Origin of the sequence: Azospirillum formosense, from assembly GCF_040500525.1 — a bacterium.
Classification (GTDB): Bacteria; Pseudomonadota; Alphaproteobacteria; order Azospirillales; family Azospirillaceae; genus Azospirillum; species Azospirillum formosense_A.
Genome location: NZ_CP159402.1, coordinates 1037378 through 1055123 on the forward strand (window position 1 = coordinate 1037378; position 17746 = coordinate 1055123).

The following is a 17746-nucleotide window of genomic DNA, read 5'->3' on the forward strand; positions in this document are numbered from 1 at the left end:
TTTTCTGTCTCCTGTGGGTTATCAATTTTTCGGCTGGGATACCAAAACAATCTCAACGGTTGCTCTGATGTTGTTGGACTTTCTTTGCGGTGAATTGAGTAAAACTATTAATAAATGAGTCACGATTGCTTCGATAGCATTCCGGCAAAGAAACGGCCCGCGCGCCACCGCCCGTCGGCGCGGATTTGTCGGAAGGGTTGTCATGTTCGATAATGTGTCCATCCGCTCGAAGCTCTGGGGACTGGTGGCTTTGGCGAGCGTCGCGTCGGCGGCCGTCGTCGGGGCCGGCCTCTGGCTGAATTACCAGCGCATGCATGCGGACCGCGTCCAGTCCCTGCGCTTCATGGTGGAGGCCGCCCACAGCATGGCCGCCGCCTACGAGGCGGAGGCCGCCGCCGGGCAGATCACGCGGGAGGAGGCGCAGGCCCGTTTCAAGCGGTCGCTTCTCGGCATGCGCTACGGCGGGCAGGAGTATCTGTTCGCGATCACGCTGGACGGCTTCGGCTTCGCCCACCCCAGCCCGAAGCTGATGGGGCAGAACGTGTCCGGCGTGAAGGACACCAAGGGCGCGCCGATCCTGATGGACATGGCCCGGATCGCCAAGGCCTCGGGGGAAGGCACCTACGGCTATTACTGGAACGTCGCCCCGAACAGCGACGAGACCGCCGCCAAGCTGTCCTACATCAAGGTCTTCCAGCCCTGGGGCATCTACATCGGGACGGGCGTCTTCATCGACGACATCCGCGGTGCCTTCCTGGGCACGCTGTGGACCGTTCTGGTGGTAGCCGGTCTTCTGGCGGTGCCGGCGGTCGCCCTGATCGCGCTGGTCGGCGTGCGGCTCAGCGCCACGATCCGCAGCCTCAGCGCCCGCATGCACGCGCTGGCGGACGGCGATCTCTCGGTCTCCTTTCCCGAGGCGAACCGCCGCGACGAGATCGGCGCCATGGCCGGCGCCGCCCGCGTGTTCCTGGGCAACGCCGCGGAGAAGAAGCGCCTGGAGGCCGATCAGGCCGCGGCGCTGCGCCGCTCGGAGGAGGACAAGCGCCGCACCCTCGCCGGTCTCGCTGAACGGTTCGAGCGGAGCGTCGGCGAGGTGATGAAGTCGGTGTCGCACGAAACCGAGGCGATGGAGCGCGAGGCCCAGGAGATGACCCGCGCCGCCGGGCAGACCGACCGGCTGGCCGGGGCGGTGGCGTCGGCGACGGAGCAGACCTCGGCCAACGTGCAGACGGTCGCGGTCGCGACGGAGCAACTGTCGGGCTCGGTGGGGGAGATCAGCCGCCGGGTCGCCGACGCCTCGCGGATCGCGCGCGAGGCCGCCACCGCGTCGGAGCGCGCCACCGGCAAGGTGACCGGGCTGGCCGAGGCGGTCGGGCGGATCGGCACCGTGGTCAGCCTGATCAACGACATCGCGGCGCAGACCAATCTGCTGGCGCTCAACGCCACCATCGAGGCGGCGCGCGCCGGCGAGGCCGGCAAGGGTTTCGCGGTGGTCGCCGGCGAGGTGAAGAGCCTCGCCAGCCAGACCGCCAAGGCGACCGAGGAAATCGCCGCCCAGGTCGCCGGCGTCCAGTCCGCGACCGGCGAGGCGGTGGCGGAGATCGGCGGGGTGGCGCGGGTGATCGAGCAGGTGAACGGCATCGCCACCATCATCGCGTCGGCGGTGGAGGAGCAGGGGGCGGCGACCCAGGCGATCAGCCGCAACGTGCAGCAGGCCGCCGAGGTCACCCGCGATGTGGCGCGCGACATCTCCGGCGTGACCGCCGCCGCCGGGCAATGCGGGAAGATGGCCTACGCCGTGCTGGAGGCATCCCGGCAACTGGCCCAGCAGTCGGAGACCCTGAACGGCGAGATCGGCGGATTCCTCGGCACCCTGCGCACGCAGTGAACGGTGGGGCGCCGGCGGGCCGTCAGTCGGCGGCGGCGCGCACCCCCAGATCCGGGGGCGCCGCTGGAACCGTCGCCTTCGGCGCCGGCTTTTCCCGCTCCGGCTTCTCCAGAACGGTCGTCTCCACCCAGTCCGCGACGTGGCGGGCGACCGCTTCCCAGCCGGGTTCGAGCATCATGCTGTGCCCCATCTCCGGGAAGAAGACCGGCTCCGTCCGGAAGGCGCGGGCGGTGGCCTCGACCTGATCCTTGGGGATCAGCCGGTCCTCCTCCGCGCCCAGAACGGCCACGCGGACGCCGCGGGCCGGCAGCAGCGGGAAGGGAATCCAGCCGCCGATGTCGAGAAGCACGCGCTGCGATTCCTCCTGCATCCGCGGCTCATAGCGCTTGGCCAGTTCCAGCGGCACGCGGTCGGAGAACATGGCGCGGCGCACCGCCTCCGCTTCGATCCCGTTGGAGAAGGTCATCAGCATGCCCATCTGCTGGAACACGTAGGGATCGCTCCAGGCCAGCCGCAACGAGGACTCCAGCAGGCCGTGCGGCGGAGCGGAGGCCATCAGCACCGCCCCCGGGAAGCGGCGCCGGGTCATGGCCCGCTGAACCACCATGCCCCCCATGGAGTGGCCGATCAGCACCGGCGGCGCCGAGCAGGAGGCCACGGCGGTCAGCACGTCCTCCACGTAATCGGCGATGCCGAAGCTGTTCAGCCGGTCCCGTCCCGCGCTCCCGCCATGGCCGCGCAGGGAGACGGCGTGCGCCTCCCATCCCTGCTCGGCGAACCAAGGCAGGAAATGCTCGTCCCAGATCCAGCCGGCGCAGAAGGCGCCATGGACGAACAGCAGGGGCACGGGCTTCACCGGACCCGCGGGGCGGCGGCTGAGGATTTCGAGCTGGGGCATGGGCGGTCCGATCCGGATGCTGCGGTGCGGGAAGAAGCCAGAGGTAGCCCGCATCGGTCCCGCTGTCGACCCGCGCTCAGCCGTTGGCAGCCTTGAGCAGATGGGTGGCGAACCAGGACCGCGCGGAGTCGGCCACCTGATCCAGTTTCCCCGTCTCCTCGAACAGGCGTCCGGCCCCCGGCACGACCTCCAGCGCCTTGGTGCAGTGCAACCGGGCGAAAGCGTCGTTGTTGAGGTCCAGCGCCGGAGCGTCCTTGCCGCCGACCACCAGCAGGGTGGGGGCGGCGACGGCGTTCAGCCACTCCTCCGCTAGATCGGGGCGCCCGCCGCGGCAGACCACGGCGCCGATCCCGTCATGCTCCGCGGCGCGCCCCGCCGCGATCAGCGCCGACGCCGCCCCGGACCCGGCGCCGAAGAAGCCGATGGGCTTGCGCTCCACCGCGGTGGTCGCGCGCAGATGGCGGACGGCCAGCAGCAGCCGCTCGGACTGGCGGTGGACGTCGAACTGGTTGGCCGGGTCGGCCTTTTCCTCCTCGGTCAGCAGGTCCATCAACAGCGTGGCGAATCCCGCCTCGCGCAGGCGGGCGGCGACGCGGACGTTGCGCGGGCTCGTCCGCCCGCTGGAGGTGCCGTGGGCGAAGACCACCGCCGCCTCGAAACCGGCGGCGGGTGTCCCGAATTGCCCCGCAAGGCCGAGCGGTGGAATGTAGAGCGTCGTCTCCATGCGCCTTTCCCCCTTTCGTTGGGCCTTGCCCCGATGAGGTGCCCGGCCGGTGGCTTAACAGGCCGGGTGGTCGGTCCGTGCCCGATGGCCTACACTGGCGATCAGTGGCGATCCCGGACCGAATCCAGAGATCGCTATCGTTCCCCGGTAAAGGGAGACCCACCTTTGTCAGACGAAGCCCCGCCCAACGCGCCGCCCGCCGTCCCGGTCCTCGACCCCGCCGCCGTCGGGGCGAAGCTCGGCGCCACCGACTATCCGGAACCGTTCCGCGCGGCGGTCGCCGGGCGCCTGCGCAAGCGGCTGGGCAATCCGCTGGGGATCACCAGCTTCGGCGTCAACCTGACCCGGCTGGAGCCGGGCGCCGCCTCGGCCCTGCGGCACTGGCACACCCGCCAGGACGAGTTCGTCTATGTGCTGGACGGCGAGCTGACCCTGGTCACCGACGCCAGCGAGACGATCCTGCGTCCCGGCATGTGCGCCGGCTTCCCGGCCGGCAAGCCCGACGGGCACCAGCTCGTCAACCGCTCCGACGAGCCGGCGACCTATCTGGAGGTCGGCGACCGCACCGCCGGTGACGAGGCGCATTACCCGGACGAGGATCTGCGCTACGACAGCGCGACGGATCGCTTCACGCACCGCGACGGCACCCCCTGGTGAGAGAGCGGGCTGGCGAGGGAGCGGGCCGGCGAGAGGAGCGGGGCTCGGTCGCCGACCCCATCCGTCAGGGCACCGCCCGCGCGCCGAGGAAGGCCGGCTCCGCCAGAGGGTAGGCGGACCGCCGCAGCCGGGCGATGTGCCCCGCGGCCCGGGCGCATTGATTGCGCAGCTCGGGCACCGCGGTCATCTCCCAGAAGGGCGGGCGGCTGACCGGGCCGAGCGCGAACAGCCGGTCCGACGCCTGCCCGTCCTCGCCGATCAGGGCGCCGTCCTCCGTGACGTCCAGCCCCAGCCGCAGCGGGTCGGGCCGCGCCAGACCGCGCGTCAGCAGGGCCTTGACCAGGGGATGGCCGATCCGGCCGAAGTCGCACTCGGTGCCGGTGGCGTTGACGATGGCCCCCACCTTGCGGGTCCAGACGGTTCCCTCCGCCCCGCGGGCGCGGACGGTCGCCTCCACCCCGTCCGGCGCGAGCGCCAGCGTCTGCAGACGGCCGGCGCGGATGGCCAGCCGCCCGTTGGCGCAGAGCGCGGCGATGCGGCCGGCCACCTCCGGCGCGATCCGGTGGCGATGGACCTCCCAATAGGGGCGGACGTGGCGCAGGAAGCGCCGCCGCTCCTCGATCGGCAGGTGGCTCCAGATCAAGTGATGGTAGGGGCGCAGCGCGTCGAAGGCCGACCGCCAGTCGAACCCCGTCTCCCGCGCGCGACGGACGTCGGCCTTCAGGGCGATCATCACGTCCAGAACGGTGCGCGGCATCACCTGCGGGTGGATGAAGCTTTTGAAGGGCCGGGTCTCCTCGTGTGTCTGTGGCAGCAGGCCGCGGCGCGACAGAGCGACGATGGGGCCGCGGTGCCCCTGGTCCTCCAGCGACAGCACGGTGTCCACCATGGTCAGCCCGGTGCCGAGGATCAGCACGGGCGCGTCGGGTGCGATGGTGGCCAGCGCCGGCCAGTCCCAGGGCGAGCCCACATAGCGGCTGGACGCGTAGACCTCGGGGGCCGGGACGGGCGGCGGCGAGGGGGCGAAGTTGCCGACGCAGAGAACCGCCGTGTCCACCGACAGGCTGGTGCCGTTGCCCAGCCGCAGCCGGGTGCCCCGCGCGTCCGACGCGACGTCCACCGCCTCCGCCTGCGACACGGTGAGCGAGACGTGGGGCGGGGCGGCGGCCACGGCCTCGCGCAGGACGTCCCGGATGTAGGCGCCGTAGCGGGCGCGGGAGACGAAGGCGTGGCCGCTGGGCGGAACCGCTCCACTCCCGTCGCCTCGCGCCTCATCGTCCTGGGCCCACAGCCAGCGCAGGAAGTGCCGAGGGTCGTCCGGATAGGCGCTCATGTTGTAGGCGCGCACGTTCAGCAGATGCGCGGCGTTGGGCGTGGAGTAGGCGAGCCCGGCGCCGAGGCTGGGCGTGCGTTCGATCAGGTGCAGGCTGGTCGGCTCATCGGCGCAGCGCAACAGATGCGCGGCGAGGACGCTGCCGGTGAAGCCGGCCCCGATGATGGCGATGCGGCGTTTCGAAGGGCGTGCTGACAACGTCGTCGCTCCTCTGCTCTGGCCGTGCGAAGGGGGGCGGTGATCCGGTGCCAGGGGTATTTCCCGCGCCGGATGGCCCAGCCGGCCACTCTTCGGTGCAGGATTGGACAGGTCAACCGCTATTCCGGCGTAGGAGAAACCCCTGGCACCGCCGTGGGATTTATGGTTAACAAGAAATTAACGATAACCGGGGATGGTTTCGCACCTTCGAACCATGTACGGCAGGACCGATGCGCGACCACCCCTTCCGACCCGCAACAACCATTCCGTCCCATGCCAATCCGGGGCCGTCGGACCGCCGTGAACCCGACGTGCAACTGGCCGCCATGGTGCCGCAGAGCGTCAAGCGCGCCGTCCGCCGCCGCGCCGAGGAGGAGGGAACGACCGTCCGCAGCGTCCTTCTGCGCGCTCTGAAGCATGCCGGGATCGCCGAGGTGGACGAGGCGGAGATCGCCGACCGCCGCATCGCCGCCGGCGCCGAACGCTCCGGCGCCTGGAAGGCCACGCGTACCCGTTGACGGGACGGTCGCCCATCGCGCACGGTCACACGGAGCCATTTTCCGAAAGCCGTCCTGTATGAGCCTTCTTCACCGCCTGCTGCTTCTTGTCCTCGTGGCGATGATTCCGGCGGCCGTCATCGAGGTGAAGAACGAACTTTCCCTGCGCGCCGCGCGGGAGGCGGAGGTGGGGCGGGATGCCCTGCACCTCGCCGCGCTGTTCGAGGCGGAGCAGCACCGCATGATCGACGGGCTGCGGCAGGTGCTGAACACGCTGGTCAAGGCCGACCCGGCGCGGGCACCCGGCTCGCCGGCCTGCCAGGCGTTGATGGACGACCTGCGCGCGTCCTATCCCGGTCATCTCGGCATCGTGATCGCCGGGCTGGACGGGGTGGTGCGCTGCGCGACCGATCGCGCCTCGCTGGGGATTTCCATCGCCGACCGCGAATATTTCCGCGACGCGCTGGACAGCGGCCGGATGACGCTGGGCGAGCATGTTCTCCAGCGGACCGACGGACACTCCGCCATGCCCGTCGCTCTGGCCTTCCAGGACGCGGAGGGGCGGCCGGCCGGCGTCGTGACGGCGATGACCGACGTCTCCTGGATCGCCGATTTCCTGTCCAAGCGGCCGCTGCCCGACAACGCGCGGATCACGCTGCTGGACCGCCACGACCGGGTGGTCGCCCAGGTGCCGTCCCAGCCTGATCAAGACCGGCCGAACCAGTCTGTGTCGAACCGGACTGGCGACGTTCCGCCTCCGGCAATCACCGCGCTGCTGTCCCGCGATGCCCCCGGCGTCGCCGAGGTGACCGGGGCGGACGGGCGGCCATGGATCATCGCCTATCGGCCGACCGGCCGGAGCATGGACGGCATCGGGGTCGTGGTCAGCCTGGACAAGGGCGAGGCGCTGGGGCCGATCCGCGGCGCGATGGTTCAGGCGATGACCGGCATCGCCATGGTGCTGCTTCTGACGCTGCTCTCCGTCTGGTGGGGGGCCAGCCGGTTCCTGCGGCGGCCGGTGGCGGCCCTGGTCGCGACGGCGGAGCGCTGGAAGGGCGGCGACCTGACGGCGCGCAGCGGCGTGGCCGACCAGTCGTCCGAACTCGGCACGCTGGCCCGCGCCTTCGACGGCATGGCCGAGGAACTGGCCCGCCAGCAGCAGGTGCGGGAGCAGGCCAGCGCGCTGGCCCATAAGACGGCCGCCGTTCTGGGCAGCAACACCGACGGGGTGTTCGAGGTGGACCGCCACTGGCGCATCACCTTCATGAACGAGCGCGCCCGGGCTCTGATCGCCGGGGGGCGCGACCTGGTCGGCCAGGATTTCTGGGACGTCTTTCCCGAGGTGTCCGCCAGCGTGTTCGGGGAGAACTACCGCCGCGCCATGCGGGATCAGACGCCGGTCGAGTTCGAGGAATACAGCGCCTCCTGCGAGGCCTGGTTCGCCGTGCGCGCCTTTCCGTCGCCGGACGGGCTGGCCGTCTTCTTCCAGAACACCACCGCCCGCAAATGGGGGGAAGCGGCGCTGACCTCCGCCAACCGGGAAAAGAGCGCGTTGCTGGCGCAATTGAACAGCCTGCTGCAGAACGCGCCGGTCGGTTTCGCCTTCTTCGACCGCGATCGCCGCTACATCCGCATCAACGAGCAGCTGGCCGATTGCAACGGCATCCTGGCCGAGGCCCACATGGGCCGCACTCTGGCCGACCTGCTTCCCGTCGTGGGCGCCAGCGTCAATCCGATGATCGACCGGGTGTTCGACACCGGCGAGCCGATCCCCTACCGGGAGATCGTGGGCGAGACGCCCAGGGAGCCGGGCGTGACACGCCATTGGCTGACCGCCCTGTTCCCCGTCCACGAGGATATGGAGGTCGCGGCGGTCGGCGCCGTCGTGATGGAGGTCACCGATTTGCGCCGGGCCGAGATGGCGCGCCGCCAGAGCGACGAACGGTTCCGGTCGGTCTTCGAACTGGCCGCTGTGGGCATCGAGCGGGTGGGCTTGGATGGCCGTATCCTCGACGTCAACGCCAAGATCTGCGACATCGTCGGCTACCCGCGGGAGGAACTGCTGACGCGGACCTTCCGCGACATCACCGATCCGGAGGATCTGCCGGCGGAGGAACAGCTGATCGAGCGGTTGCTGTCCGGTGAGCTGGCCAGCTACGCCCTGGAAAAGCGCTACCGCCGCAAGGACGGCGGAGCGGTGTGGGTGCGGGTGACCTCGTCGCTCGCCCGGATCACCGGCACGGAGCCGGCCTACCGAATCACCGTCGCCGAGGACATCACCGAGCGAAAGGCGATGGAGGCCGCGCTGCGCTCCGCCCGCGACGAGGCGGAACGCGCCAACCTCGCCAAGTCGAAGTTCCTGGCGGCGGCCAGCCACGACCTGCGCCAGCCGCTCCAGTCGCTGTTCTTCTTCTCCGCCGCCCTGTCGGCCCATGTCGGCTCGGGCGGGGGCGCCAAGATCCTGACCCATCTGGAGCAGGGTCTGGACGCGCTGAAGGGGCTTCTCGACAGCCTGCTCGACGTGTCGCGCCTCGACGCCGGGGTGGTGACGCCGGTGCTCGAGGACTTCGACGTGGCGGAGGTGCTGGACCCGATCCGCGCCGCCTACGCGCCGGTGGCCGCCGGCAAGGGCATCGGCTGGCAGGTCGAGGTCGCCGGCGGGCGGGTGCGCAGCGACCGCACGCTGCTGGGCCGGCTGCTGCGCAATCTGGTGGAGAACGCCATCCGCTACACCGAGAGCGGGCTGGTCCGGGTGCAGTGCCGGCCGGACGGGCGGTTCCTGTCCATCATCGTCCAGGACACCGGCATGGGCATTCCCGACGATCATCTGGAGCGGATCTTCGAGGAGTTCCATCAGGTCGGCAACCCGGAGCGGGACCGCAACCAGGGGCTCGGGCTCGGCCTTGCCATCGTCCGGCGGCTGTCGCGGCTGCTCGACCATCCGGTGGAGGTGCGCTCGGCGGTGGGCAGGGGGTCGGCCTTCCGGGTGCTGGTGCCGCTGGGCGAAACGGTGGTGCCCGCCGCCGCGGGGCCGGGAAACGAGGCGCCGGGGATGGGGCAGGGCCGCCTCGCCGTTCTGGTGGACGATGACGCCATCGTGTTGATGGGGCTTCAGCTGATCCTGACGGAATGGGGGTACGCCGTGCTGGCGGCGGGGAGCGCCGACCAGGCCATGGAGCGGCTGGCCGCCCAGACGCGTGTTCCCGACATCGTGATCGCCGATTACCGGCTGCGCGAGGGGCGGATCGGGACCGAGGTGATCCTGCGCGTGCGCGAGCGCTACGGCGCCGGAGTTCCGGGGGTGATCCTGACCGGGGAGACCGGGCCGGATTGCCTGCTGGACGCCACCGCCCACGGGCTGACGGTGATCCACAAGCCGGTGACCCCCCGCGAACTGGCGGTCGCGGTGGACCAGCAGCTGAAGGTCGTGCCGTCGTGAGACGGGCGCCGCGGCCTTATCGCGTGAGGCCCCAGCGCCGGTACCACGCGTTCAGGTCCCGCGCGGAGTCGATCCGGATCTTCGGCAGGTCGGCCTGATCGAAAGTGCGCAGGTTCCTCGCGCGGTTTCTCGGCGTGGCGACGGCGATGTGCCGGATCATCTCCCACTTGATGCTGTCGCGGCGGCCCTCCAGCGCGCCGCGCCGCTCCCGCTCGAACAGGGTTCGGCGGAAGTAGCGCAGCAGGCTGAGCGGCATGGGCACATCCAGGTAGATCAGGCCCGTCGCCCGCCGGAAACGCTGCGGGATGCAGCGCGAGTAGTTTCCCTCCATGACCCAGCGCTCGCCCGCGATGGCTTCGTCGTGCAAGGCAACGAATTCCTCGGTCGGCCGGGGTTGCCAATCCGTGTTGGGGGCGTGGTACAGCCGGTCGAGATGGACGACGGGAAAGCCGCTCCGCCGCGCGATCGCCTCGGCAAGGGTGGATTTGCCGCTGTTGGACGGCCCGAGGATGCAAATGCGTTGGCCGAGGTCGGAAAGCTGCATGGATTGATACCGTTACGAGACAAAGCCCGGTCGGGCCGCGAAAAGCGCGGCGATCCTAGCGGGCCTCGGCGCGCCGCGACACCCCACCCATGCGGTACGCCGTCGGTGTCGTCCGGCGGTCACTCCGCCTGGGCGAGCTCCTTGGCAGCCGGGCGGGGGGCGAGGGCGGCGCGGCCGGCGTCGGTCAGGCGGCAGACCAGCCAGTCGGGCTTCAGCGGGTTGTGGAACCAGCGCTCCGCCCAGCCGGACTTCAGGCAGCTTTCGATGGTCTGGCGCTTGACGCGCTGGCCGTCGGTGTCGAACAGGGGCAGCTTGCCGCCGGGCTGGTCCAGGCCGTTGCGCAGCCACGCCGCCTGCGCCTCGGTGGGGCGGCGTCGGGATGTGCTGCGTCGGGGTGCGGCCATGGTTCGTCGCCTCGGAGGATGTTGCGGCCCGGCTGTTGCGCCCTGGCGGCCTGTGGCAAGATTCGGGCACTCTACATCGAAAGGGTTCGGTCATGGAATTCGTCTTCGCCTACATCACCGCCGGATCGCGGGACGAGGCCCGGCGCATCGGCCGCGCGCTGGTCGAGGAACGGCTGGCCGCCTGCGCCAACATTTTCGATGGCATGACCTCCATCTACCGCTGGCAGGACGCCATCGAGGAAGCCGGGGAGACGGTGCTGATCGCCAAGACGCGGGCGGAGCTGTTCGAGCCGCTGGCCGCGCGGGTGCGGGAGTTGCACAGCTACGAGGTCCCTTGCGTGGTGGAGCTGACGGTGGGGCGCGGCAACCCCGGCTATCTGGACTGGCTGCGCGACGCGACCGCCTGACTCCCGGTCCGGATCGCCGCATGCCCGCCATGTCGGCGGCGCATTGGACCCTCTCCGACCCGCGTGCCAGTTTCGCAAGGGTTGCTTTCAATCGCAAATCATCCGGATGCGGAGAATTTCCATGACCGACACATCGGCGCGGCTGTCGATCGGCTTTTCCTGGATCGGCCACGCGCTGATGCACATCGTGTCGGCCCTGTTCCTGACCGTCGTCCTGGCGCTGGAACGGGAATGGAAGCTGCCCTATGACGAGCTGATCCGGCTGTGGACGCTGGGCGCGCTGATGATCGGCGTCGGCGCGCCGCTGGCCGGATGGCTGGGCGACCGTTGGAGCGAATGCCGGATGATGGCGGTCTTCTTCCTGCTGACCGGGGCGGGGACCATCGCCTGCGGCCTGACGGACGGCCCGGAAGCGTTGCTGTGGGCGCTGGCGGTGCTCGGGCTCGGCTCCTCCATCTACCACCCGGTGGGCATGGCCTGGATGGTCAAGAACGCCACCAACCGCGGCAAGGCGCTGGGCTACCAGGGCATTTTCGGCACCATCGGCATCGCCTCGGCGGCGGTGGTGGCCGGCGGCCTGACGGAATGGCTGGGCTGGCGCTCCGCCTTCCTGATCCCGGGGGCGGTCTGTCTGGGGCTGGGCGTCGTGCTGGCCCTGCTGATCGCGCTGGGCAAGGTCGAGGATCGCCAGGGCGACGTGAAGCCGATCCCCAAGGCGTCGCGCGGCGACGTCATCCGCGCCTTCTTCGTGCTGTCGGTGACGATGGTCTGCGCCGGGCTGATGTTCAACGCCATGCAGGTGGTGCTGCCCAAGCTGTTCGAGGCGCGGCTGAGCGATCTGCTGGGCGGCAGCACGCTGGGCGTCGGCGGCGTGGTGACGGCGGTCTATCTGTTCGCCGCCCTGCCGCAGCTCATCGGCGGGCATCTGGCGGACAAGTACCCGCTGAAGCGCATCTACACCCTGTGCCTGCTGGTCCAGGTGCCGATGATGGCGGCGGTGGCGGTCCTGGCCGATCTGCCGCTGGTCGGTGCCGCGGCGCTGGTCGTCGTCGCCTCGCAGGTGCAGATCCCGGCGGAGAATCTTCTGCTCGCCCGCTACACGCCGGAGAAGCACCGCGGGTTGGCCTATGGCGCCAAGTTCATCCTGTCCTTCGGCGCCGGCCCGCTGGCCGTGCAGCTCGTCGCGCTGGTCTATGAGCGGACGGGCGAGTTCGTCATGCTCTACGTCACGCTGTCGGTGCTGGCGCTTGTCGCCTTCGCGGCGGCGCTTCTGCTGCCGCGCGACCGCGACGTTCCGGCCAAGCCCGCCGCGGCCCCGATGGCGGCGGCGGAGTAACGGTTCACATCCGGCCCGGCGGGCCGGGGTAGGGCGCGTCGCCGGGCAGGTCGGCCACCACCGTGCGTCCCGTCCAGGTGAGAAGCCAGGCGTCGCCGACCCCGGCGGCGCGGATCTCGGCCAGACGGCGCAGGGCGGTCGGGCGATCCTCCGGCGGCAGGACGAGGCGGTGGATGCGGCGGCCATGCACGTCGGCCGCCACGATGCCGGCCTCCGGATGGCCGATCCGCGCGCGCTGCGCCTCCGCCTGTCCACGCTTGGAAAAGCTGCCCGCCACCACAAGGAAGCGCCGTTCGGCGGGGCGCGGCATCGGCGGCAGAGCGGCGATCTCCACCTCCGCCGTCACGGGAAGCGGCGCCGGCGGTGGCGGGGCGGGGAGCGGCGGCGCATCGGTTTCCGGAAGGGGCACCGGCACGCTCTCGGCGCTGCGGGCCACCGGCACGATCACCGGCTTGCAGACATAGCCCCAGGTCAGAACGCGGAAGGTCGCGCAATCCTGCTGCAGCATGGCCGACAGCATGTGGTCGGTGCTGCTCTTGCTGGTGCCGACATACAGCATCCCGTCCACCGCGAAGGACGCGGCGGTCATCGCCACCGGCGCCCCCGCGCAGCCGCCCAACCCCACCAGCGCGGCCGCCGCCACTCCCCGCCTGAGCCGTCCGCTCATGCCCCGTTTCCCCGCCCTGTTCGCGTCCCCACCCATCCTGTGTCAGGGTCGGTGCTATGACCAGCGGAGGTCAATGGAACGGCCAGCGCTCATCCGTTCGCGCCATGCCTACCTCTTGCGTGGTGTCCCTCCGCCCGCCAAGCCTTGCGCGGCGGCGGACGGAGGGACGCCGGCGTCAGGCGGACAGCGCGCGGTCGAGGTCGGCGATGATGTCCTCCACGCTCTCCAGCCCGATGGACAGGCGCAGCACGTCCGGACCGGCGCCCGCCTGGGCCTGGGCCTCCGGCGAGAGCTGGCGGTGCGTGGTCGAGGAGGGGTGGATGATCAGCGACCGGCTGTCGCCGATGTTGGCGAGGTGGCTGAGGAGCTGGACGTTCTCCACCACCTTCACACCGGCGTCAAAGCCGCCCTTGACGCCGAAGGTCAGCACGGCGCCGGCCCCCTTGGGCAGGTACTTCTTGGCCAGCGCGTTGTACTTGGAGGACTCCAGCCCGGCGTAGCTGACCCAGCCCACCGCCGGGTGGCTCTCCAGGAACTGCGCGACCTTCAGCGCGCTGTCGCTGTGGCGCTGCATGCGCAGCGGCAGCGTCTCGATGCCGTTCAGCGTCAGGAAGGCGTTCAGCGGCGCCTGGCTCGGCCCGAGGTCACGGAGACCGACGGCGTGGCCGTGGATGGTGAAGGCCAGATGCCCGAAGGTCTCCTGGAACTTCAGCCCGTGATAGCCGGCGTCCGGCTCCGACAGGGCGGGGAACTTGCCCGACTTGCCCCAGTCGAAGGTGCCGCTGTCGATGACCACGCCGCCGACCGAGGTGCCGTTGCCGGACAGGAACTTCGTGGTCGAATGCACGACCAGCGTGGCGCCCCACTGGATCGGGTTGATCAGGTACGGGGTCGCCAGCGTGTTGTCGACGATCAGCGGAATGCCGGCCTCGTCGGCGATCCTGGCGATGGCCTCAAGGTCGGTGACCACGCCGCCGGGGTTGGCGAGGCTTTCCACGAAGATGGCCTTGGTCTTCGCGGTGATGGCGGCGCGGACGTTCTCCGGCTGGTCGGTGTCCACGAAGATGGACTTCCAGCCGAAGGCGCGCGGGAAGCTGGTGCCGAGCTGGTTGAGCGTGCCGCCGTAGAGCTTGCGCGAGGCGACGATCTCGTCGCCCGGCTCCATCAGCGGGAACAGGGCGAGCAGCTGCGCGGCGTGCCCGGAGGAGGTGGCCGTGGCCCCCGCGCCGCCTTCCAGGTTGGCGAGCCGCTCCTCCAGCACCGACACGGTCGGGTTGGTCAGGCGGGAGTAGATGAAGCCGACCTTCTGGAGGTTGAACAGCGAGGCCGCGTCGTCCACGTCGTCGAAGACGAAGCTGGTGGTCTGGTAGATCGGCGTCTGGCGCGCCCCGGTGGCGGGGTCGGGGGCGGCGCCGGCGTGGATGGCGCGGGTCTCGAAACCGAAGGACTTCTGCTCGCTCATGATGGCTTCCTCTGCTTTTTACATCAGTTTTTTGAAGGATTTGGCCGGTGCGGCCTTCTTGGACGTCAGGATGTTGGAATTGACGCCGATGCGCCCGATCTCGTGGAACAGGCGCTGAAGCTCGATCTTGGGGCAGCGGTTCATGACCACGGTCAGCCCCGCCGCCTCGGCCCGCGCCGCCGCCTCGTCGTTGCGCACGCCGAGCTGCATCCACACCACCTTGGCGCCGATGGCGATGGCCTCGTCCGTGACGCCTGCGGCGGCGGTGGCGTTGCGGAAGACGTCCACCATGTCCGGCGGCTCCGGCAGCTCGGACAGGCTGGCGTAGACCCGCTCGCCGAGGATGGTCTGGCCGGCCAGCTTCGGGTTGACGGGGATGACGCGGTAGCCCTTGTCGCGCAGATACTTCAGCACGATGAAGCTGGCCTTCACCGGGTCGTTCGACGCGCCGACCAGGGCGATGGTCTTCACCCGGTCCAAGACCTGGCGGATGAAGTCGTCGCTGTAGCCGTCGTGCGAGGGGGCGGGGCCGCTCATTGGCCGCACCACACCGCCGGGCGCTTCTGCAGGAAGGCATCGATGCCCTCCTCGGCGTCGCGGGCCAGCATGTTCTCGGTCATCACGCGGGCGGCGTAGGCGTAGGCCTCCTCCACGTCCAATTCGACCTGGCGGTAAAAGGCCTCCTTGCCGATGGCGAGCGTCAGCGGCGACTTCGCGGCGATCTTGCCCGCGGCCTCCGCCACCACGGCGTCGAGCCGGTCGCCGGGCACCGAGCGGTTAACGAGACCGATGCGCGCCGCCTCGTCGGCGCCGATCAGGTCGCCGAGCAGCAGCATCTCCATGGCCGCCTTGCGCCCCACGGCGCGGCTCAGCGCCACCATGGGGGTCGAGCAGAACAGGCCGATGTTCACGCCCGGCGTGGCGAATCGCGCCGTGTCGGCGCAATAGGCGAGGTCGCAGGTGGCGACGAGCTGGCACCCCGCCGCCGTGGCGATGCCGTGGACCTTGGCGATCACCGGCTGGCGGAGGCGGCTGACCGTCAGCATCAGTTTGGAGCACTGGACGAACAGCGATTCATAGGCCGCGCGGTCCGGATTGGCGCGCATCTCCTTCAGGTCGTGCCCGGCGCAGAAGGCCGGCCCGGCCCCGGCCAGCACCACGGCGCGGACCGAGGAATCCTCGTGGATGGCGTCCAGCTGGGCTTGCAGCGCGCCCATCAGTCCGACGGACAGGGCGTTGCGCGCCTGCGGGCGGTTCAGCGTCAGGGTGGCGACTCCGTCACGGTCCTCGCGGAGAACCAGCGGCGCCTCGGCGCCGATCGAGGGTGGGGTGTCCTTCATCGCTGTCCAATCCTCCCGGATGTTTTGATCGTTGGCGGGAACAGTACCCCGACCGCCCCCGCCACGGAACCGGGCGTGTGGTGCGTTCATCTAACGGCGGCAAGGCGGACAACTCAACCTATTTGTTTATTTGGCTTGTAGATTTTTGATTCGGTCGCTCGATAAGATGGTGTGAAATATCCGCCGCCGAGATGCGCTTGGCGGGCCGGACGATGTCCGCCATGATTGCGCATCCATAAGAAAAGCCATGGGTGAGGGAATGAGCGCGCCGGTCGTGTCCGCCGAGGAACTGGAAGCCCTGATTCGCGAGGGTGTGCCGCTCGTCGGCAATTACGGGATCACCATCGAGCAGCTCGGCGCCGGGACCGTGCGCATGAAGCTGCCCTACAACGACAGCTTCGTCCGTCCCGGCGGCACGGTGACCGGGCCGGCGATGTTCGGACTGGCCGACGTGGCGCTCTATGCCGCCGTCCTCAGCCTGATCGGGCGGGTGGAACTGGCGGTGACCACCAGCATGACCATCAACTTCCTGCGCCGCCCGGCGCCGGTTGCCATCACCGCCGACTGCCGGATCCTGAAGATGGGCAAGCGGCTGGCCTACGGCGAGGTCCTGCTGTTCTCCGAGGGCGATCCGGAGCCCGTCGCCCACGCCACCGGCACCTATTCGATTCCGCCGCACGACCCGGTGACGCTAGCGGTATCCGGATACCACGATCCGGAGAGTGCCTGAAAACATCAATGATATCAACGGCTTTGCTTTCACGGTAAAATGATACCGCGATCCTAGATCGTTGATACAAAACGAATATTTTTCCGTTGACAGAGTCCCCGTGCGCTGCGTACAACACCGGCCGCTTCGGCGCCCCGGGGATTGAACGTCCAGTTTCGGTGGCCCGCCGATCCACGTTTAGTCAACGAGTGTGGCGATGAAGACCTTCAATCTGAAGCCGACCGACATCGAGAAGAAGTGGTACGTCGTCGATGCCGACGGCCTCGTTCTCGGCCGGCTTGCCAGCATCCTGGCGAACATCCTGCGCGGCAAGAACAAGCCGACCTTCACCCCGCACATGGATTGCGGCGACCATGTCGTCGTGATCAACGCGGAGAAGGTCAAGCTGACCGGCAACAAGCGCCAGGACGACATCTTCTACTGGCACACCGGTTATCCGGGCGGCATCAAGGGCCGTTCCAAGGGCCAGATCCTGGACGGCAAGTACCCGGAGCGCGTGATCGAGAAGGCCGTGGAGCGCATGGTTCCGCGCGGTCCGCTCGGCCGCAAGGTGATGACCCACCTGAAGGTCTACAAGGGCGCCGCCCACCCGCACGAGGCGCAGCAGCCGGTCGCTCTCGACGTTGCGGCCATGAACCCGAAGAATAAGCGGAGCGCGTAATCCAATGGCTCAGGTTACCACCACCCTTTCCGGCCTGAAGGACATCGCTGCCGCTCCGGCCGCCGCCTCCGCCGAAGTGGTCGCCCCGAAGCTGGACGCCCAGGGCCGCGCCTACGCCACCGGCAAGCGCAAGGACGCCGTCGCCCGCGTGTGGATCAAGCCGGGCTCCGGCAAGATCGTCATCAACGGCCGCGACCAGGAAGTCTACTTCGCCCGCCCCGTGCTGCGCATGATGATTGCCCAGCCGTTCGGCATCACCGACCGCGCCGACCAGTTCGACGTGATGGTCACGGTGGCCGGCGGTGGTCTGTCCGGCCAGGCCGGCGCGGTCCGTCACGGCATCTCCAAGGCGCTGACCTACTTCGAGCCGGCGCTCCGTCCGCCGCTGAAGGCCGCCGGCTTCCTGACCCGCGACGCCCGCGTCGTCGAGCGTAAGAAGTACGGCAAGGCCAAGGCCCGCCGCAGCTTCCAGTTCTCGAAGCGCTAAAGCCTACCGCGGACCCGCGTTACTGCTGTACAAGCGAGGGGCGTCCCGACGGGGCGCCTCTTTCTTGTTTCAGG

Annotated in this window: 18 protein-coding genes; 9 read left to right on the plus strand and 9 right to left on the minus strand. The window is 69.6% G+C overall.

Annotated features, from left to right (window positions below; genetic code table 11):
- The first annotated feature begins 202 nt into the window (after positions 1 to 202).
- Positions 203 to 1888 (plus strand): cache domain-containing protein, encoded by a 1686-nt coding sequence (locus ABVN73_RS04920; protein WP_353859174.1) that lies wholly within the window; start codon positions 203 to 205, stop codon positions 1886 to 1888.
- A gap of 22 nt (positions 1889 to 1910) precedes the next feature.
- On the opposite strand, the gene ABVN73_RS04925 is transcribed toward ABVN73_RS04920, so the two are convergent.
- Both ABVN73_RS04925 and ABVN73_RS04930 read right to left on the minus strand, forming a co-directional pair.
- Complete coding sequence (locus ABVN73_RS04925) at positions 1911 to 2786, minus strand: alpha/beta hydrolase (RefSeq protein ID WP_353859175.1); 876 nt, start codon at positions 2784 to 2786, stop codon at positions 1911 to 1913.
- 76 nt (positions 2787 to 2862) lie between these two features.
- The gene (locus ABVN73_RS04930; protein ID WP_353859176.1) at positions 2863 to 3510 is read right to left on the minus strand and encodes a dienelactone hydrolase family protein; all 648 of its coding nucleotides are present in this window, start codon (positions 3508 to 3510) and stop codon (positions 2863 to 2865) included.
- Between the two features lie 165 nt (positions 3511 to 3675).
- Between ABVN73_RS04930 and ABVN73_RS04935 the strand changes: the two genes are divergently transcribed.
- Positions 3676 to 4167 carry a cupin domain-containing protein gene (locus tag ABVN73_RS04935; protein ID WP_353859177.1) on the plus strand — a complete coding sequence of 164 codons (492 nt, stop codon included), beginning with the start codon at positions 3676 to 3678 and terminating at the stop codon, positions 4165 to 4167.
- Between the two features lie 64 nt (positions 4168 to 4231).
- On the opposite strand, the gene ABVN73_RS04940 is transcribed toward ABVN73_RS04935, so the two are convergent.
- On the minus strand, positions 4232 to 5698 hold the full coding sequence (locus ABVN73_RS04940) for an FAD/NAD(P)-binding protein (RefSeq protein WP_353859178.1): 1467 nt from the start codon (positions 5696 to 5698) through the stop codon (positions 4232 to 4234).
- A gap of 311 nt (positions 5699 to 6009) precedes the next feature.
- Here ABVN73_RS04940 and ABVN73_RS04945 point away from each other — a divergent pair, with 311 nt between their 5' ends.
- A complete protein-coding gene (locus tag ABVN73_RS04945; RefSeq protein ID WP_353859179.1) occupies positions 6010 to 6216 on the plus strand; it encodes a hypothetical protein in 207 nt (68 codons plus the stop codon).
- 58 nt (positions 6217 to 6274) lie between these two features.
- Positions 6275 to 9634 (plus strand): PAS domain-containing protein, encoded by a 3360-nt coding sequence (locus tag ABVN73_RS04950; protein ID WP_353859180.1) that lies wholly within the window; start codon positions 6275 to 6277, stop codon positions 9632 to 9634.
- A 16-nt stretch (positions 9635 to 9650) separates the two neighbouring features.
- Here the strand turns inward: ABVN73_RS04950 and ABVN73_RS04955 are convergent, their stop codons facing one another.
- Together ABVN73_RS04955 and ABVN73_RS04960 are read right to left on the minus strand one after the other, a co-directional pair.
- Positions 9651 to 10178, minus strand: a complete 528-nt coding sequence (locus ABVN73_RS04955) for an isopentenyl transferase family protein (protein WP_353859181.1) — start codon at positions 10176 to 10178, stop codon at positions 9651 to 9653.
- Between the two features lie 119 nt (positions 10179 to 10297).
- The gene (locus ABVN73_RS04960; RefSeq protein WP_353859182.1) at positions 10298 to 10582 is read right to left on the minus strand and encodes a hypothetical protein; all 285 of its coding nucleotides are present in this window, start codon (positions 10580 to 10582) and stop codon (positions 10298 to 10300) included.
- 92 nt (positions 10583 to 10674) lie between these two features.
- On the opposite strand from ABVN73_RS04960, the gene cutA reads away from it, so the two are divergent.
- Positions 10675 to 10989, plus strand: a complete 315-nt coding sequence (gene cutA, locus ABVN73_RS04965; RefSeq protein ID WP_353859183.1) for a divalent-cation tolerance protein CutA — start codon at positions 10675 to 10677, stop codon at positions 10987 to 10989.
- 121 nt (positions 10990 to 11110) lie between these two features.
- Positions 11111 to 12325 (plus strand): MFS transporter, encoded by a 1215-nt coding sequence (locus ABVN73_RS04970; RefSeq protein ID WP_353859184.1) that lies wholly within the window; start codon positions 11111 to 11113, stop codon positions 12323 to 12325.
- A 4-nt stretch (positions 12326 to 12329) separates the two neighbouring features.
- Here the strand turns inward: ABVN73_RS04970 and ABVN73_RS04975 are convergent, their stop codons facing one another.
- The 4 genes from ABVN73_RS04975 to ABVN73_RS04990 form a co-directional block, all read right to left on the minus strand.
- Positions 12330 to 12992 carry an SPOR domain-containing protein gene (locus tag ABVN73_RS04975; protein ID WP_353859185.1) on the minus strand — a complete coding sequence of 221 codons (663 nt, stop codon included), beginning with the start codon at positions 12990 to 12992 and terminating at the stop codon, positions 12330 to 12332.
- A 175-nt stretch (positions 12993 to 13167) separates the two neighbouring features.
- Entirely contained in the window at positions 13168 to 14454 is a 1287-nt protein-coding gene (locus ABVN73_RS04980) for an O-acetylhomoserine aminocarboxypropyltransferase (protein WP_353859186.1), read from the minus strand.
- Between the two features lie 18 nt (positions 14455 to 14472).
- Positions 14473 to 14991, minus strand: a complete 519-nt coding sequence (locus tag ABVN73_RS04985; RefSeq protein WP_353859187.1) for a CoA-binding protein — start codon at positions 14989 to 14991, stop codon at positions 14473 to 14475.
- On the minus strand, positions 14988 to 15794 hold the full coding sequence (locus ABVN73_RS04990; protein WP_353859188.1) for an enoyl-CoA hydratase: 807 nt from the start codon (positions 15792 to 15794) through the stop codon (positions 14988 to 14990). The genes ABVN73_RS04985 and ABVN73_RS04990 overlap by 4 nt, the downstream gene beginning before the upstream one ends.
- A gap of 259 nt (positions 15795 to 16053) precedes the next feature.
- On the opposite strand from ABVN73_RS04990, the gene ABVN73_RS04995 reads away from it, so the two are divergent.
- From ABVN73_RS04995 to rpsI, 3 genes are all read left to right on the plus strand, one after another.
- A complete protein-coding gene (locus tag ABVN73_RS04995; RefSeq protein WP_109070212.1) occupies positions 16054 to 16524 on the plus strand; it encodes a PaaI family thioesterase in 471 nt (156 codons plus the stop codon).
- Between the two features lie 196 nt (positions 16525 to 16720).
- On the plus strand, positions 16721 to 17185 hold the full coding sequence (rplM, locus tag ABVN73_RS05000) for a 50S ribosomal protein L13 (RefSeq protein WP_014240247.1): 465 nt from the start codon (positions 16721 to 16723) through the stop codon (positions 17183 to 17185).
- Positions 17186 to 17189: 4 nt separating this feature from the next.
- Positions 17190 to 17672, plus strand: a complete 483-nt coding sequence (gene rpsI / locus ABVN73_RS05005) for a 30S ribosomal protein S9 (protein WP_014240248.1) — start codon at positions 17190 to 17192, stop codon at positions 17670 to 17672.
- The last annotated feature ends 74 nt before the right edge of the window (positions 17673 to 17746 follow it).